The organism is Acinetobacter psychrotolerans (assembly GCF_048552595.1).
In the GTDB taxonomy this organism is placed as follows: Bacteria; Pseudomonadota; Gammaproteobacteria; order Pseudomonadales; family Moraxellaceae; genus Acinetobacter.
The window spans coordinates 1-17,816 of sequence record NZ_JBIMDK010000028.1 but is presented as its reverse complement, the minus strand read 5'-3'; the positions used below and the strand labels follow the sequence as shown (position 1 = coordinate 17,816).

Annotated in this window: 10 protein-coding genes and 3 pseudogenes; 5 read left to right on the top strand and 8 right to left on the bottom strand. The window is 37.8% G+C overall.

Annotated elements, in window-relative coordinates; genetic code table 11:
* Positions 1–225: 225 nt before the first annotated feature.
* Both ACG94X_RS16255 and ACG94X_RS16250 read left to right on the top strand, forming a co-directional pair.
* Positions 226–534, top strand: a complete 309-nt coding sequence (locus ACG94X_RS16255; RefSeq protein WP_004282130.1) for a helix-turn-helix transcriptional regulator — start codon at positions 226–228, stop codon at positions 532–534.
* Positions 531–1,820 carry a type II toxin-antitoxin system HipA family toxin gene (locus ACG94X_RS16250; RefSeq protein ID WP_004647812.1) on the top strand — a complete coding sequence of 430 codons (1,290 nt, stop codon included), beginning with the start codon at positions 531–533 and terminating at the stop codon, positions 1,818–1,820. The genes ACG94X_RS16255 and ACG94X_RS16250 overlap by 4 nt, the downstream gene beginning before the upstream one ends.
* A 17-nt stretch (positions 1,821–1,837) precedes the next feature.
* Here ACG94X_RS16250 and ACG94X_RS16245 read toward each other — a convergent pair whose 3' ends face one another.
* The 4 genes from ACG94X_RS16245 to ACG94X_RS16230 all read right to left on the bottom strand — a co-directional run bounded on the left by ACG94X_RS16245 (position 1,838) and on the right by ACG94X_RS16230 (position 8,119).
* The gene (locus ACG94X_RS16245; protein WP_419384727.1) at positions 1,838–5,185 is read right to left on the bottom strand and encodes a DEAD/DEAH box helicase; all 3,348 of its coding nucleotides are present in this window, start codon (positions 5,183–5,185) and stop codon (positions 1,838–1,840) included.
* Positions 5,186–5,369: 184 nt separating this feature from the next.
* Positions 5,370–5,648, bottom strand: coding sequence for a helix-turn-helix domain-containing protein (locus tag ACG94X_RS16240; RefSeq protein ID WP_053579060.1), 279 nt, complete (start codon positions 5,646–5,648; stop codon positions 5,370–5,372).
* Positions 5,641–6,933, bottom strand: a complete 1,293-nt coding sequence (locus ACG94X_RS16235) for a type II toxin-antitoxin system HipA family toxin (protein ID WP_419384726.1) — start codon at positions 6,931–6,933, stop codon at positions 5,641–5,643. The genes ACG94X_RS16240 and ACG94X_RS16235 overlap by 8 nt, the downstream gene beginning before the upstream one ends.
* Before the next feature lie 94 nt (positions 6,934–7,027).
* The gene (locus tag ACG94X_RS16230) at positions 7,028–8,119 is read right to left on the bottom strand and encodes an ATP-binding protein (RefSeq protein ID WP_419384725.1); all 1,092 of its coding nucleotides are present in this window, start codon (positions 8,117–8,119) and stop codon (positions 7,028–7,030) included.
* 198 nt (positions 8,120–8,317) lie between these two features.
* Here ACG94X_RS16230 and ACG94X_RS16225 point away from each other — a divergent pair, with 198 nt between their 5' ends.
* The 3 genes and pseudogenes from ACG94X_RS16225 to ACG94X_RS16215 all read left to right on the top strand — a co-directional run bounded on the left by ACG94X_RS16225 (position 8,318) and on the right by ACG94X_RS16215 (position 9,225).
* Positions 8,318–8,620, top strand: coding sequence for a helix-turn-helix transcriptional regulator (locus ACG94X_RS16225; protein WP_002058191.1), 303 nt, complete (start codon positions 8,318–8,320; stop codon positions 8,618–8,620).
* Between the two features lie 64 nt (positions 8,621–8,684).
* A pseudogene (locus tag ACG94X_RS16220) lies at positions 8,685–8,873 on the top strand (type II toxin-antitoxin system HipA family toxin); the annotation flags it as partial.
* Between the two features lie 115 nt (positions 8,874–8,988).
* Positions 8,989–9,225, top strand: coding sequence for a VF530 family protein (locus tag ACG94X_RS16215; RefSeq protein WP_004647809.1), 237 nt, complete (start codon positions 8,989–8,991; stop codon positions 9,223–9,225).
* A 627-nt stretch (positions 9,226–9,852) separates the two neighbouring features.
* Here ACG94X_RS16215 and ACG94X_RS16210 read toward each other — a convergent pair.
* The 4 genes and pseudogenes from ACG94X_RS16210 to ACG94X_RS16195 all read right to left on the bottom strand — a co-directional run.
* On the bottom strand, positions 9,853–11,031 hold the full coding sequence (locus ACG94X_RS16210; RefSeq protein ID WP_419384732.1) for an HlyD family type I secretion periplasmic adaptor subunit: 1,179 nt from the start codon (positions 11,029–11,031) through the stop codon (positions 9,853–9,855).
* Positions 11,032–11,105: 74 nt separating this feature from the next.
* A pseudogene (locus ACG94X_RS16205) lies at positions 11,106–13,237 on the bottom strand (type I secretion system permease/ATPase).
* Positions 13,234–14,787: pseudogene (locus ACG94X_RS16200) on the bottom strand (TolC family protein). The pseudogenes ACG94X_RS16205 and ACG94X_RS16200 overlap by 4 nt, the downstream one beginning before the upstream one ends.
* A gap of 314 nt (positions 14,788–15,101) precedes the next feature.
* On the bottom strand, positions 15,102–17,816 hold a 2,715-nt coding region (locus ACG94X_RS16195), incomplete at its 5' end, for a BapA/Bap/LapF family large adhesin (protein WP_419384724.1).

Genomic DNA, 17,816 nt, shown 5'->3' with positions numbered 1-17,816 from the left:
CACTGATCTATTTATGATTTCCATTGTGTGTTTAACACCCCCATAATTCTATTTTAATAGTAAAATATAGTCAGTTTTCGCTATTATATAACTATTAAAATAGTATAATTCCCCTTATTTTCAATGGTCAGACTATCTACATTAAACAAAATCATAAATTGCTTTTCACAATAAAAGAAACTAATATGTTTCTTACATGACCTAAAAGCAATAAATGTATCTACAATGAATAAGTCTTTACTTCAGCAAATCAAAAAAAGACGAACCCAATTGGGCTTAAAGCAAGTTGATATGCAATCCCGTACAGGCATTTCAAGACAGCAATACCAAAAGCTGGAAAGTCAGGGCAACCCTCGATTAGAGACCTTAGAAATTATCGCGGCAGGATTAAATGCTCAACTGATGCTCATCCCTGATGATAAGGTTCATTTGATTAGACAATTATTGAATGATGAAATTAAAGTCACTATTGAAGATCAGGATGACTTAATGACTAACCCATGGAAGGGTCTTCTCGGAGGAGAGGAACCATGAATACTGTTGCCGTCCTGAAATTAACATTACATCACGCTGTCGTTGGATACTTGGCAGGATTTCAGAGCGGAAAAAATATTCTGGTTTTTACGGATTCTTTCCGATTTGATCAGCAACGCCAGACCTTGAGCTTGCTGACTTCCCCCTTGTATCCTCAAGCAGATAAGATTTTAGAAAAGACTTATGTTACACATCAGCGCTTACACCCCTTGCTATCAAACTTGCTACCAGAAGGCGCATTACGCGAACTCATTGCACAAAGCCTTAAAGTACATATAGACAATGAATTTCAGTTATTGGCAGCTTTAGGTCATGACTTACCTGGAGCACTCATTGCGACCCCATTAGATCCAGAAGAAATTCCAGATGAAATAAAATTCAAACTGCAGATCTCGAATCCAGATCAGATTTTAAAGCAAGAGATTCGAACAGATAATAAGTTTTCCTTGGCTGGCGTCCAAATGAAGTTTTCCATGAAAGCCAAAGATGGGCGTTTTACATTAGCACAGGCAATAGAATCCAGTCTACTCGGGGATTGGATTATCAAAACTCCTTCTTCCAGACATGGTTTTGTTCCACTAAATGAATATTCTATGATGAGCCTTGCCAAAACAGTCGGCATAGATGTCCCTGAGATTCGCTTGGTGGATATGGCACTCTTACAAGACCTGCCACCATTAAATTTACCCCAAGAGCAATATGCTTTCGCAATCAAAAGATTTGATAGACAGAGTACTGCTGATACTATAGAGCTTATTCACATCGAAGACTTTGCTCAGATCTTCGGCGCATATCCACATCAGAAATACAGCACCACAAATTATGAGCAGATAGGAAAGATCATTTATCAATTTTCAGATAACAAAATTCTTGATATTCAGCAATTTGCCAGCCGCTTACTCGTCAATATTTTGCTCGCCAATGGAGATGCGCACTTAAAAAACTGGAGTATGATTTATCATGATAAAAGTGCACCCAGATTATCTCCCGCATACGATATATTAATGACCAGTGTATATATTGAAAATGAGCGTCATTTCGCATTAAATCTTGCCAAAAATAAAGATTGGTATTTAGCTGAGATGAAACACTTTGAACAATGGGCTGAAAAAGTCGGTGTTCCATGGCGTGTTATTGAAAAACAACTTCACGCGATCATGGACAAAGCACGGTCAGTATGGCCAGTGCTATTACTAGACTTACCTATGATTTCTGTTCATAAAGAAAAATTAAGAGAACATTGGAAAAAATTGCATCCAGACTTTCAGATACTTACAGATGATTAGGGTAATCTGAAACCAAACTAAAATTTCTCAAACAAGTTCATCACGTCATTTTCCGTAAGTTTCGCTTCGCCCTCATGATCGGCGCTTAGAATAGACTGTGCCAGTTCTGCTTTATTTTGCTGCAAGGCAATAATTTTTTCTTCTATACTTTGATTGGTAATCAGCTTGTACACAAATACCGGCTTGTCCTGTCCAATCCTCCATGCACGATCTGAAGCCTGATCTTCAGCAGCAGGGTTCCACCATGGATCATAGTGAATGACCGTATCCGCTGCTGTCAAATTCAAGCCTACGCCTCCAGCTTTAAGGCTGATTAAAAACACAGACACTTGTCCAGACTGAAATGTAGTAATGACTTCATCTCGTTTTTTGGTCTTTCCAGTCAGTTTGACATAGCCAATTTCCGAGTGATTGAGTCGCTGCTCAATCAATTCCAACATTGAAGTAAACTGAGAAAAGATGAGAACTTTTCGTCCCTCTTCCACCATCGGGACGACCATATCCATCAACTGTTCAAGTTTGGCAGAATGTGCCTGCCCGGTTTTAACCGAATCCAGTTTCAGCAAACTAGGATGGCAGCACACCTGACGTAGTTTCAACAAGGCATCTAAAATTTGAATTTGACTACGTTTAAAGCCTTTTTCTGCCACAATTTTCTGAATGTTTTCCTGCATCGTGGCGCGAACAGCCTCGTATAGCTTGGATTGCTGTTCATTCATGTCAATATTGACTTCAATCGTGGTTTTTTCAGGCAATTCTTTGGCGACGTCAGTTTTCAAGCGACGTAAAATGAAGGGCTTAATCCGGTTCACCAGCTTTTGCCTTAACTCCTGATCACCGCGTTTTTCAATCGGATAGCGGTATTTTTTATTAAAGATTTCTTGTGAATATAAAAATCCTGGCATCAGAAAATAAAATAGTGCCCACAGCTCACCCAAATGATTTTCCATCGGGGTACCGGTTAGACACAGACGATGTCGCGCTTTTAATTGCCGTACTACCTGTGCAGCTTTGGCACGCGGATTTTTGATATTCTGTGCTTCATCCAAAATGAGTTGATGATATTCATATTGCTTCAGTTGTTCTTCATCTCTCGCCAGGAGCGGATAGGTGGTTAAAACAATGTCATATTGCGGAATCTGTTCAAAATACTGATGGCGGTCCGGCCCTTGTAGCAGCAGTACCTTGAGATCGGGGGTAAATTTCTGCGCTTCTTTGAGCCAGTTATGCATCAGCGATGTAGGTGCAACAATTAAGGCGGGGCTGTCCTGCAAATGTCCAGCCTGCTTTTCCATGAGCAAATGCGCTAAAGTTTGTGCTGTTTTGCCCAGGCCCATATCATCTGCAAGAATCCCGCCATGCTGGGTTTCCCTTAAAAACTGTAACCAGCCTAAGCCCTGCTGCTGGTATGGACGCAATTCCCCCTGAAAACCTTTTGGTGTCGGCAGTTGTTGCTGATAGCCTTGTTTGAATTTCTGTGCAAATTGTTGCAGGCGATCACTGACCTGCCATGTCATCTCAAGATTATGCTGCAATTCTAATAATTGACTCGCATCATAGCGATCAATACTGCGCTCTTCTTGCTGTAAAATGCTCTGCAGATGCAACAATATCGGCTTAATATCCCTAGCAGATAGAGCCAAATCAGGTTGATCAACTGCAGTTTTTACGGTGAAAATTTGACTGTCATGCAGATGAATAAAAGTCCGCGGATCAAGTAAATCAGGATTTACTCGCACCAAAGCTACGAGCGCATCAAGCAAATTATAAGAATTGCCTGCACTGTCTTGAACCGTCGCCCCGATATTGAACCAGTCCTGCTGGCCTTCAGATTCAGTGATGGAAATATTTAAATTTTCAACATATTGCAGGTTAAAGGGGCTGTTTTCCAGATGCTCTATCTGCCAGCCCATCAACTCAATTTGATTGATGGGCATCAGCTGTTTGATCCAGTCTCCATAGAAAGCAAAAACCATAGAATCAATACGTTGTTTATCCAGTTTTAATTGCTGGTCATAACTAAGATCTTTCACCCACTTCAGTGATTCGACCAATAGCTGTAAACACTGGATTGACTGTTGTTCCTGAACTAAGTCCCGAAGCTGTCGCACCATTTTGCCATGCTGTTCACCAATAAAACTGTCACCTGATGTACCTGCTTTAATTCGCCCACCTGCATAGGAGAATTCAATTTCAGCACAAACAGACTCTTCCCATTTCCAATCAAATTTATTTAAAACACCGAAGCGTAAAATTGGCTGGGGACTTCCCTCAAGGACATCAATATGCTGAATAGACTCGGGCTGAGGCAATTTTTCCACCTCTGAATATTGATGAGTCAGTTTCTCAAACTCTGGCAAGAGCTTAGCTGGAAGATCAGGCATCTGTAAAAAATGGTACAGAAGATTTGCCGTATATTCACCATATAACTGGCCCACCGTGTTCTGTTGAATATCCACATAACATGGTGGATGGCTCGCGAGAATCTGAATATGAGGATTTGATTTTAAATCGAGTCGAATATCACCATTGACCAATTCAATGTTTAAATGCTCTGTCTGTTTGTTTACACCTTGTTGCCAGATCAGTTCGATGTGATAGCCTTGTTCTGACCATTGAAGTGCAGCATGGCTCTTTTTTTTCCAATACACATCGCCACTTTGAATAAAAGATTTGAAATGCTCCAATAAAATGCTGGAGATATCAAGATTGCTTTGATAAAAGCGTTCGTCGCTGTTTATTTTGGCGTAATAATAAATCTGGTTAAATAATTGTCGTTTTTGTTCAGGTAAAGTCAGATGCTTTCTGGTGATATTTTCATATTGGGTATAATCACTTTCACCGGCAATTGAGCCGTTCTTATTGCGTCTGGCCTTCTGAACATCAACTGTCAATTTCTTTAAGCTGATCGACTGATCTAGCAGGTAAATTAAATAATTGTTTGTTTTGACAGATTGCTCTGGTTCAGTCTGTTGTAAATACCGTTTAAAATCATTCAACCAGCGCTGCGCCTGATCATCCCCCCATCGGCGTTTTGCGATTCCCTGCGGAGATTGAGATTCAGCATAACGCTGTTGAAATTCCTGACGATATTCTTGAAAGAATAACCGCGCTAAAGCAGCAGCATGTTTACAGTTATATCCAACTGGACAAGTGCAGTCATCATCGATTAAACGGTCTTTTTTAAGATTATAGGTAATCGCGGTATCGTAATAATCTGTCCCTTCAATTTGAGCATACATCGTGACATCATCATTTTCCTCAAAGAACTCAATTGTTTCCCTATCAATGTGTTTAGCATAGCTCAGACTGCGCTGAAGAGTTGCAGTACTAAAGCGAGATAGAAAATTGATCAATAAGGACATAATTACCAGACACCAAAATGTTTATACAATTATAACGGACAAAGCTGTCATTTCAGAAAAGTAGCCAAACTGCTCAACCTGAGCACAGATTCGACTCACTCAATAGGAATATTGTGAGTAAAGACAATCAAATCAGAGAAGTTAAACAGATCATTAAGGTCGAAAATATCCTGATAGAAAGTTCTCATTTCTTCACGACAGTTAATTTTAAACCAAATGGGGTTAAAAGTTTTAGCATTGTTTCTAAGGTTGGATTTGCATCTGATCGCTCGAGCTTCTGTAAAGTTTGAAGCGAAATTTTAGTGATCTTGGACATTTCATGTAATGTCAGATGCAGCTCTGTTCTAATGAATTTTGCAATGACATGTATCGGCCAGTCTGGATTAAGCTGAATCATTTCTAAGACATATTGTCTTTTTCTAATTTGCTCTATTTGAGAGAGTGGAATAAAACGTTTATCCATGACAAATCTCCTTTAATTGTGCGCAAATACCTTCAATGCGATATGCACAATTTTCTAGAATTTCATCATCTATCCCGATAGATTTCATATGGGTTAAAAGCCCTTGATACAAAGGTAATTGTTCAGAAAATACAGATTTTATTTGTTCTATGGTTAAAGAACTGCATTCTACAATTTGATGAGCAATTGAAGCCCAATTGTTATCGTCTTTTTCCCATCGAGTAGATCTCGCGATTCCATCAGGATGTAGCCACATAGGGGCAAAATCAAATAAAGGCGTTAATTGAATATCGCCATTGTTAAGCCTTTGAAATGCCGTATTACGGGTATGATTATCTTTATTTCCTAAAGCGATATTGGCTAAATCTCTTTTTACATATTCAAGAATTTCTGTTTCTGGATCCGTACAATAATTCATGATAATTTTGCAGACTTCGTTATGAGACATTTTTACTCCGAAGCCAGCTTTTCCACTAAAAGAAGCTAAACTTTCTTGGGCTATTCTTTCAACACGGTTATCAACCACTTGCCGATCAAAACGTGGAATAAATAAAGTTCTTCCATGTAATTCTAGAGGTCTAAATACTCGCAATCCTAAATATGCTGCTATTTGCATATATAAGGGTTCTTGATTCAAAATTTTGTTTAGACGTTGATCCGTTCCTCGGCTAAATTTAACCAACCAGTGCTGTTTAGCCATTTCATCAGGTAAGGTATGATCAAGATAAAATAACTCATCATGACCTTGTGTGAGTAATAGTTTTGGCCACTCGCCTTGAACGCCAGATGATCCAGAGATAAATAGTCCAAAAGATGATAATGACTCAAGAAACTCTTCACTACGTTCGATAATTTCCTGTATTGAAAATCCTTGTACTAACTGATCTGAATGTTGGGTTAAAAGCCATTCATGAGCTTCTTTTATTCTTAAGTTACCAATAGGGTTGCTCGCTCCTACTTTAAGCAATGACCAATCTGCCGACTCTTCTTCATACTCAGGGCGACCAAGTTTTTTTAATAGTTCTTTTCGACCATATCCTTGAGGTAATAGATCAATTAGAAAAGCTGGCCACGTAGGCTCAATATTGCTTTCTAAATTAATCGGATAATGGTTTGAAACAGCATGACCATCTCGTAACCCCATATGTTCAATTGCATAATCCATTGAATAATATGTTCCGCAGCTAGCTTTCCAACCTTTAGCTTTTTCACCTATTACTTCAATAGTGGCACAATCGATCCATTGATTATTCAGAAATAGTTGGACAGAGCAAAAATCATTCATAATTCTATTTAAATAGTAAAGTATAGGCGGTTTTGCCTATTATATACTTATTATAGTGGTAAAGTATTATTTTTATCCAAGTGAGTTTTCAAAATTATGCTTCATCCATAATCCATTCTTTAAAAAGAGCATCCTCGATTTCATAAGTACCATTTTCTGGTTTAAAAATAATTTGTTTTTTTGATAAAGAACGTAGGGCCGATTGAATACTTGATACCGCAATGTTATCTACACCAATGGAATCAGCCAGATGTTGTCTAAATTGACTACTATAAAGTTCAACTTGTGATTCCGCTATGGCTTTTAAAATTAGCTGTTCTAATAACTTAAACTCTCCCCATAATCCCGAAAAGTCACGATGCCCCATTGTATCGGCTATAAGCTGTTCCTTTGCAAAATCTATAGCCAGCATTGGGTTTAAGGCTAAACGCTCCACTAATGATCTTGCTAGTTGAGGACTTTGCTTCATATCTAAAAAAGCATGCCATAAAATTTCTTTATTCAAACTACGTCCTGTTGTTTGATTAAATACATCTGCCAGATGATCTGTAAATGCTTTTGTTAGATTTGGAAAAGGTAAATTCTGTCCATAATGAAAAAATGGAGCACTACTTACAGAAAACATTTGTCTCAGGCCTTCTCGACTTGAACCAGTAAAAATCACCTTAATTGTTTCTTTATGCATATCTAAAGCGGTACGTAAACTGGCAATCGTGGTTTTATATTTTGAACTAGCTAAAGCCTGAATCTCATCAAGTAACAGTAAAATAGGTTTCCCCTGCTGAGCCAGTTTAGTAATGCTAGACAAAATACTGGAATTCACTTGTCCTTGTAAAAGTGTCACTTCAGCTTTTACCCCTGCCACCTCTGTACTTAAAGAACCAATATTTTTAATCCAATGTGTGGCTTTCCCCATTAAGCCATTTTGTTTTGAAAACTCATCAAGAGCTTTTACAAACTGCCCTTCACTATGCAGGCCTGCATCTAAAAAACTGAAATAAAAAACGCGCCATCCAAGCTGTTCTGCTAGGGGCGTAATATCTTTTCGTAAAAATTCAGTTTTTCCCATCCGGCGTGGGGCAAAAAAAGTCAGAGAACTAGCTAGTCCAGTCTCAAACATGCCTAAAATTTGTTTCGCCAGTTCGGTACGTGGAAAGTGCCAAGGGTCATTGGAGATGGTCATCATTTTAATTACTCGGCAATGATTTATTTATTACCATAGATTGTATTAGATTCCATTAGATTGTAAATGTCTAATTAGATTTCTTTAATCTAATAGGATCTAATCAGGCCAATAAAGCACCTTCTTACCGATCAACTGTTTATTTTATAACTCCATTATTTTGTGGTTTAATAGACATATATGGACATAAGACCCAATATTATGGATTTAAAATTCAGAAAACCTGAAGAAGTTGTTGGATTATTATGTGAGAGGCTTCGTAAAGAACGACTTTATCTGGAAATGACTCAGGCAGATGTTGCTGCACGTGCTGGTATTGGTGTGAATACAGTATCCAATCTGGAAGCAGGTCGAAATGTTTCATTTGAAAATTTAGTACGCGTTGCCATGGTCCTAGGCCGATTACAAGAATTAGAGGAACTCTTCAAACCTAATTTAAACAGTGTAGATGATATTCTTCGCTATGAGAGCAATACGGCTCGCCAACGTATCAAAAGGAAATAAATCCATGCTCAAAAAACTTAATGTTTACTACAATGGATGGGGTGAATATTGGCTTTAGGGTACACTGGTCTCCTCAACAGCAATCACAGGTCGACCATTAATTGCCTTTGAATACAGTGCTGAAGCGATCCGTAAAGGTTTAGAGCTTTCCTCTTACCTACTTCCATTAAAAGGTGACCCATTAAGAAAAAACTTTCCTACACAGCAAATGGGATTACCAAGTCATATATATGATGCATCACCCGATGGCTGGGTGTGCTCCAGAATTTTGGTGGCTATTCAGTCCATCATTACTTACATTCCAACTCTCTAGTTTTCCAACTAGCCCAGGTTATAATAATGGCCACCCAAAATACGATTGATCTATTATGAACAACTCCAATGACCCTTTACACGGCAAAAAACTTGCTGACATTTTGGATGAATTATTGGATTACTACGGTGGCTTTGAAGGTTTAAGTCGTAAAATTGAAATTAGATGTTTTTGCATAGACCCAAGTGTTAAATCATCATTGCGATTCTTGCGTACCACACCATGGGCACGTGAAAAAGTAGAAAGCTTATATTTGTACGTCTTACGCCAAAAGGCAAAACAGAAACCGTAGCCCCAGGCAACACCCCCTCTCATTATAAAATTATACCAGTCAGTAAAACACCTTTAGATTAAGCATGTGTATGTTGGTTATTATTGTTGATTATCAAAATAAATTAGTGACCAAAAATCAAAGTACCCCACCCTACCTTAAATTACACCACACAAAATAAAAACTCTATATAACTGTTATATATAGAGTTTATTAAAATACCAATTATGTTATTTAGTGTATTTTATGTCGGTGACTCTTGCCAAGGTTGGGGTCGAGAGTTCGAGTCTCTTTTCCCGCTCCAAATTTAAAAAGCCCTTATCGAAAGATAGGGGCTTTTTTTTATTAAAAATTATTTCCAGTGTTCATCATGCAAGTAAGTTTGGTCACTTTAAGCTGAATCCCCCCTATACAATGCAGATAATGCCTAGGAATCAACTATTCCAATAGGTAAATATCACCACTCAAGAGATATAAATAACTGAAAATACAGTTATTTTTTATATTAATTATTAATTATTTTACAAACAATTTAAGCGAGCATGTAATTTAGAACATCTTTAGGCTTTTTAATCCCAAGAGTATTTCAAATTAATCTGCACATCATAAAAAAGTCGCCATTGAGGCGACTTCTTGAATATTGGATGCCTATCGCTCGCGTAAAGCTTCTTTTGCCTTATTAAATGGTTTCAACAAGTATTCAATAATGGTTTTTTGACCTGTACGAATATCAACTGTCGCAACCATACCTGGTGCAATGGAGAAAGACTTACCTGCTTTATTCACCAACTTATCTTTATCGGTACGAATATAAACACGATAATAAAATTGATCTTGTTTAACTTCATCACGAATAGTATCTGGAGAAATAACAGTAACTTTGCCTTCTAAGCCACCATAAATTGAATAATCATATGCAGTGACTTTAACCAAAGCAGCCTGCCCTGGATGAATAAATGCAATGTCTTTTGGCGAAATCCGCGCTTCTATCAGTAACTGCTCATCAATCGGAACAATCGTCATTAACTTACCATTTTGAGGAATGACACCACCAATCGTCGTGACTGCAATTTCTTTCACAACACCTCGTACAGGCGCTCTATAGGTTGAACGGGTCACGGAGTCATTACGACCAGCAACCACTTGTTGTAATGATTGAATATCGGCATTTGCTTTCGCCAATTCCTCACGTGACTTCACATAGTAGTCATTACTCTTATCATTAATCTGATTTTCAAAATTATTAATATCGCGCTTTAAACGTAAAACTTCAACTTCCGAAGCCGCACCTTTGGCAACTAAGGGTTGTGTCATTTGTAATTCATTTTGAACCAAAATTAATGCATTTTTCAATCCTGCAATTGATTCATTCAAGTTTGCACGACGCGATGTATAAAGTGCAGTTTCTTCACGAACCAAACTCGGAACAGCCAAAACTGATTTTGGAAAAATAATTGCAGTTCCGCTCACTTCCGCTTCTAAACGTGCAGCAGTCGCTTGAGTTGCAGTCAGCTTAGACTGACTTTCACCCACTTGTGACTCAAAACGTGTTGGGTCAAGCTGGGCAAGAATTTGTCCTTTTTGAACAATATCCCCTTCTTTAACATCAAGTGTTGTGACCACACCTCCATCTAAAGACTGAATGGTTTGCTCTTTAGAAGAAGGGACTACTTTACCCGTACCTGTAGACACTTCTTCTAATTTAAAAAAACATGCCCAAGCAATAAAAACGATCAATCCAATTGCAACAATCCAAATAATAAAGCTTGCCTTGGGTAAAGGCGGTTCTGAAAATTTCAGTGCAGAGGGATTAGTTGGACGATTCATTGTACTGGTTGCTTGTTCAACAGGAGCAGGTTGAGCGTCTTGAACTTCTATTTTTTGTTCATCTTGTTGTTGACTCATGCTGAAGCTCCTCCTGCTTTGGGTTGATTGCCAGGATTTAGAATGGCATCACGAGGACCATCTTTGATGATTTTCCCTTCATGCACCACAATAATACGATCCACAAGCTGCAATACTGCAGGACGATGTGTCGCCACAACTAAAGTACGATGCCCCAACCATTCTTTTAAATGCTGTATCAATATTTTTTCAGAGACATCATCAATCGAAGCTGTTGGCTCATCCAATAACACAATATTAGGGTTTCTGAGTATTAACCGCGCCAGTAGCAATGCTTGCTTTTGCCCACCAGAAAAACCAACGCCACCCTCAAGAACTAAGTGATCCAAGCCTTCTTTTTTCTGCTCGACAATGTCCAAAGCATTGGTAATTTGGAGCGCACGAATAATATCTTCATTAGTTGCCAATGGCGCACCTAAGGTTAAATTCTCACGAATTGTACCGAAAAATAAATGGGCATTTTGATTCAATAAACCCATATCTCGGCGGATATCATCTGGATCTAATAATGACTGATCAACTCCATCTAGTACTATTGCCCCTTGTATAGGCAACTGCATACCTGAAAGCAGCTGCAATAAGGTCGATTTACCTGCACCGTTTCGCCCTAAAATTGCAACTTTTTCACCCGCTTTAATTTTTAATTGTGGAATGACCAATGTCGGACGAGGATCTTCCTCTCCATACTTAAACACTACACCTTTAAAATCATAATCACCTAAAATGACTTTGCGTTGAATCAATTGCGCGCGATCGGGACGATCAACAGGTTTTTGCATTAATTCATCTAAGCCATTTTTTGCAACTTTCGCTTGCTGCCAACGTCCCAATACACCTGTAATTTGTGCAATAGGTCCCAGCATTCGTGAAGATAAAATCGAACATGCAACCAAAGCACCTGTGGTCATATCACCTTTCATCACTGCAAAGCAGCCCACCAAAACTACAATGGCATAAGTTAGACCTTGTATTTTCTGCGTCCACGCATTCAACCAACCGACAATTTTCCGTTGACGCATACTAATTTCAGCAGAAACTTCATTCATATGATTCCATTGATTTTGGAATCGCGCCTCTGCACGCAATAATTTAATATCTTCAATACCTTGGACTGCTTCGACCAAAATTGCATTACGAATCGAAGATTCACGCATCCCCTCAGTCGCCAGCTGCGCCAATTTTTTCTGTACCAAAAAGCCAGGGACAACCATTAAAGGTACTACCAACAGCATAACCCAAAAAATATTTCCGCCAATAATCCAGAAAATAACAAGGAACAAGAAGAAGAAAGGTAAATCTGCAATTGCACTAATTGTTGTCGACGTGACCAATTCTCGAACACCTTCAAGCTCACGAATTTGTGAAATAAATGAACCTGTTGAACGTGCACGGTCTTTATTACGAATCCTAAGTGCATGTCCGAAAACACGATCAGAAATTTTTAAATCTGCGCGTTTACCAATAATATCGGAAAGATGAACACGTGCAATCCGCAAAGCAAATTCGAAAACTGCGGCAATCAGCACCCCCCTGCCAACACCCACAATGTAGGAATAGATTGTGATGGGACAACTCGGTCATAGACTTGCATTGAAAAAATAATCGTTGCCAATGCCAAAATATTGGCAATCATGGATGCGACCATAATATCGGTATAACGCTTCCAGTCTTTTAAAACGATGTCCCAAAACCAGCTTTTTTCATACGGTTTAATATATTCATCAATACGTGCATCTGGAACAGACGTTTCTGGTCTAAAAATATAAACGCGTTTCGTATTGGCTTGAAGCTCATGCAAATTAAAGGTTTGCGAAAGCCCTTGGTCACCACTCAGCTGTAGACTGGCATTGCCTTGATTATCTACTTTTTCAATGACAGCCACTTGTCCATCATTAAACTCAATAACAACAGGCAACCGCCAAGGATTAAGTACATCTGTAGAAAAATCTGCTTTACGAACATTTAAGCCGACTTGTCGGGTAATGATCGCCAACATGTCATCTATATCTTTGTATTTATTCCAATCCAATTGAAGGCGGACTTGTTCTTCAGAGGGTTGAATTCGATAATGCTGAGCAACCGTAATAATGGCTTGAAGCCAAGGTTGATAATTTAATGTTTTATTCATGGCTGAACTTCAAACCCCTGAATCTGAATATTATTTAGATGATAAGCATTTCTACTTTTACCTGACACATTGATAAATACCGCAATCGTATCGTAAATATCAAAACGTGCAGACTCTCTTTCCATTTTTGAACTTTGATAAGATTGTTCAGAACTTAATAAGTCCAAAATTGATCGCTTACCTAATTTGTATTGTTATTCATATAGCTCGCGAGTTTTGGCAGTCGATCTTTCACGATCCATCAAAACCCAAATTTGCTTATCTGTATTTTCGATATTTTCACGTGCAATTCGTGTTTGATCGATAATATTGAGATATGTTGCATTTAACTTCGCACGTGCTGCTTGTTCAGCAAAACTTGCTGCTTTAACTTGTGACCCAACTGCGCCACCCTGATAAAAATTACTGCTCATTTGCACTGAAACTGCACTATCCGTATCATTTTCTATCCCTGTACTTGGATGCTGCCCATTCAATGCTTTACTGACTGATCCCACTAAAGAAATGGTTGGATAGCGACTCAGTTCCGTTTGATTTTTCTGACTTTGTGCTACATCAATTTCTGCTTTTGCAGCAATCATGGCAGGAATTTTATTCAACACAGGTTCTTCATATAAACCTGATAATTTTACAAATTCATCTGGGATATTAAAATCTGTTCCACTGACATCAAAACCCAATAAAGTTCTAAGCTTCTGTTCTTGTTGTTTTAAGAAATTTTGTTGCGTAATTAAATATGAACGTGAATATTCAACATAGCTCTGAGCCTGAACCGGATCTGCATTACTGCTAATACCTGCTTCTGCTCTTAATCGTGCAATTTCATGCAAACGACTTACACCATTATATTGGTCTTGCGCAATTTTTATAATATTTCGATAACGCAACAATGCCAAAATATCACGTACCGTTTGAGTTGATATTTCATCAATACTCATCAAAACATTGGCTTGCTCAACGGCTAGTTTATTTTGTTGAGTAGATACACTGGATTTAACTTTACCAAAATCATAAAGCATCTGATTTGCTTCAATTGAAAAAAGCTGACGACCTTTATCTGTCGAGGTAAAATCCCCAGTATTCATTCCTGCTTTAAGTTGAGGATAATATTGCGCCTTTGCGACATCAATATTGGCATTTTGAGATGCTAATGTTGAAATAGACTGTGAAATATTCGGATTTCTCTTCACCGCAATTTGAACGGCTTCTTCTATACTCAATATCTTTGTAGATGCAAAATAAGGTGTATTCTTTTGAGTATTTTCTAAATATAAATTATTCAGATTTGCCTTTTGCCCGATATGCGATTGCACAACTGGTAATGGCTCATTGAATTGATCATCAGGTTGAAAATTAAAGTCTGATAATTGTTGAAGTTGAGCAATTCTAAATGACTGATCATCTTTAGGTTTTATGAAACCTGAAACACTTTTTTTGATATTTTTTAAATAGCCCGTTTCTTGCGTATGTCCATAATTTTGTAATAAAACAAATAGACTTACTGCACTTAAACTTTTTAAAAATAGCGCTGGCTTTTTAGCTATTAACATTCGCGAACTGCACCTAGAAAAGCTTTTAATTATTGGCGATGAATTATTTTAAATTATTCTGCACCAAAGATCTATTTTACAAATTATAAAACTCAATCATATACTTATTTCAACAATTACAGTTTCATTACGTTATTCCTATATATTTCAATACTTAAGATTAGCACCTAAATATCTTATAACTTTTGATGGATCTTTTTATTTTCAATTTACATATTCTACCACTCTCTAGGTAAGAATAAAAAGAGAGTCGGAACTCTCTTTTTATTTATAATTCAGAACACGAGTATTCGGTTATTTTAAAATTGCTTCAATTAGAAAATAATATTATTACCTTTTAACAACTCATCTAGACTAGTTGTCGTATTTTCTAAGATCACCAAATTTTTTGCCGTGTACTGTGTACCACTACCATCCAAATCAATTTTTACTACAGCATCTTTACCACTTTGCTGAATTGTTACATATTGACTGATATTCGATGAATTTACACCATGACCACTCAATAAACTCGATACATTAATTTTGTCACCTTCTGCTTTGGAAAAATCTGTCCAAATATCTGGATGAGCTTCATAAGAATTGAAAGCAGTAAACTTAACAGTGTCAGCGCCAGCACCTAAAGTTAATACATGTAACAATGAGTCTGATGTAAAGGTATCCGTACCGGTTGTACCATGAACAAAACTTTCAAAAGCAATCGCAAGTTTTGCTGTTGCAACTTCACCAGCATTAGTGGTTACTTTATAAATAAAGTTTTCAGAAGTTACACTCGAAGCTGTCTGCGTATAATCATAACTACCATCGGCTTTGATGATTAATGAACCACTTTGACCTTGAACAGTAATACCTGCAGTCGTGACGTCCTTAAAAGTCACACCGCCATCTGTAGAGATTGAAAGCTTATTACCTAGACCTAACTTATCTATACTATCTGTTTCGACACTCACACCTGTAAAGATATTACCTGATGTTTTTCCGTAACTTTCTTGATACCAGTTATCAGTTGCAGCTTTCGATGTGACAGTCACATTTGTTGCAAATTCTTGATTAGAAAACCAACCGCCTGTACCTGTATCAGCTTTAAAGTTTACTCGGTAGTCACCTGGCTGTGTGATATTATTGATATCTGCATTAAATAACTCAGTACCTGTTTTAATAGAACTTGTATAAGAGTTAAAATATTTAGAACCTGCAGCACCTGCAACATCTTCCCAAGCTTTGGTTACATTATTATATTTCTGCAACTGCCAATTAAATGTCGTGTCGTCGGCATCTTGATACGCTGTATATTGTGTACCACTATACCCTTTATCATAACCCGCCTTAACTGCGACTTTAATCGATGAATCTATTTTATCAGCTCCAATAGTAAAGGTGTCTGACGTTACCACCGATGCTTTCTTATAATAAGCGATCAATTCACCTGAATTTACTGAACTTGAAGATGTTTGCGTTGATTTATATACATTCAAACTGACCATATCTTGGTCATCAAACAATTTTAATAATTTACCTTGTTTAGACGGGTCAGTCGCATCCCATTGTACAGACACTTCATCAGAACCAATTTGCACATAAACTTTTGCTTCAGAGCTATTACCACTGGCATTTTTAATGGTATAGGTAAATGTATCTACCTTTCCAATATTATTGGCATCTTTCGCTGGCGTATAAGAATACGAACCATCTGCTTTAATGACCAATGTACCAAACTTACCAATTAAAGTTGAGCCTGTACCAGTTGATGATACATCTACAGATTTACCATCAGAATTTACAATTTTAGAAACTAAAGTTCCTGCAGTCGTTACATCATCAATTAAAACATTACCCGATACAGTATTAACTTTTTGTGCTTCAAGCAATGACGATTTATTTGTGGTGTTATAAGTCACATTCAGACTATTCAAAGAAATAAAGCTAAATAATGATAGGTCTTCTGCAATGATTTTATAATTACCTTGCGCTAAAGTATCTACTGTTTTAAGGCGAGCTTGTTCTGGAAAAAAGAAAAAGAAGGCATCAAACAAACCAGTATCAGTACTCGAAACTACTTTTTCCCAAGTACCATTTGCACTTTCTTTGTACAAAGTAACGCGCGTAGAATCCAAAAGAGTAGCTAAACCCGTATTGGTTGATCTAATATCTACAGAAGTTGCCTGCGTATCACTTACATTAAAGTTAATTTCTGCCGCAGGTTTTCCAAAGATGGAAATGCCTAAAAATTTGACAATCGAACCAAAGCCTTTACTTTCAGAATAGCTAGACGTTGTTGTGGTATAACCCAAATCGATATCAGCGTGCACTACATTGCTTTTCGCTTGTAATAAAATAGGTGCTGTCGCTGCTTTAGGTAGGCTCATATTGCCCGCTAGATCAGTTGCAGAAATATTTACTTTTTCACCATTACCATAAGCTTTGTCTAGGTTTACAACAAACTTACCATCAGTTCCTGCTACACCTGTACCAATCACTTTACCTGTGACATCTTTAACTGTAATTTTGCTATTCGCTTCTGCCGTGCCAGATACTTGTGTGCCTGTACCGTTAAATACAGAAGTTCCTAAATCTGGTGCAGTCAAGTCAGGCGCTTGTACTTTTGCATTTGGAGATTTATTGTTGGATGCATCAACAGCTTGGACACTTAGGCTTTCACTATTAATCTTCGCAGAATTTAACGAAACGACAAACTGACCATTACCATTTGTCGTTCCAGTACCAATAACATTACCCGCTGGGTCTGTAATCACAATTTTTGAATTTGGTTCTGCTTTACCTGTGACAACACTACCCTCTTGCACAACAGCCAAGTTAGTCGGTGCTGCAGGTGGGGTTAAATCCAACGCAGTTACTGTTGCATCTGGTGATTTATTATTAGCAGCATCTAATGCATTCACTGTTAATTTTTGAGTATCTTTTTGTGGTGTAATTAAACTTACAGAGAATGAACCCGTTGGATCCGTTGTTCCTGTTCCAATCACATTACCTGCAGGGTCTTTAATCACAATTTTTGAATTTGGTTCTGC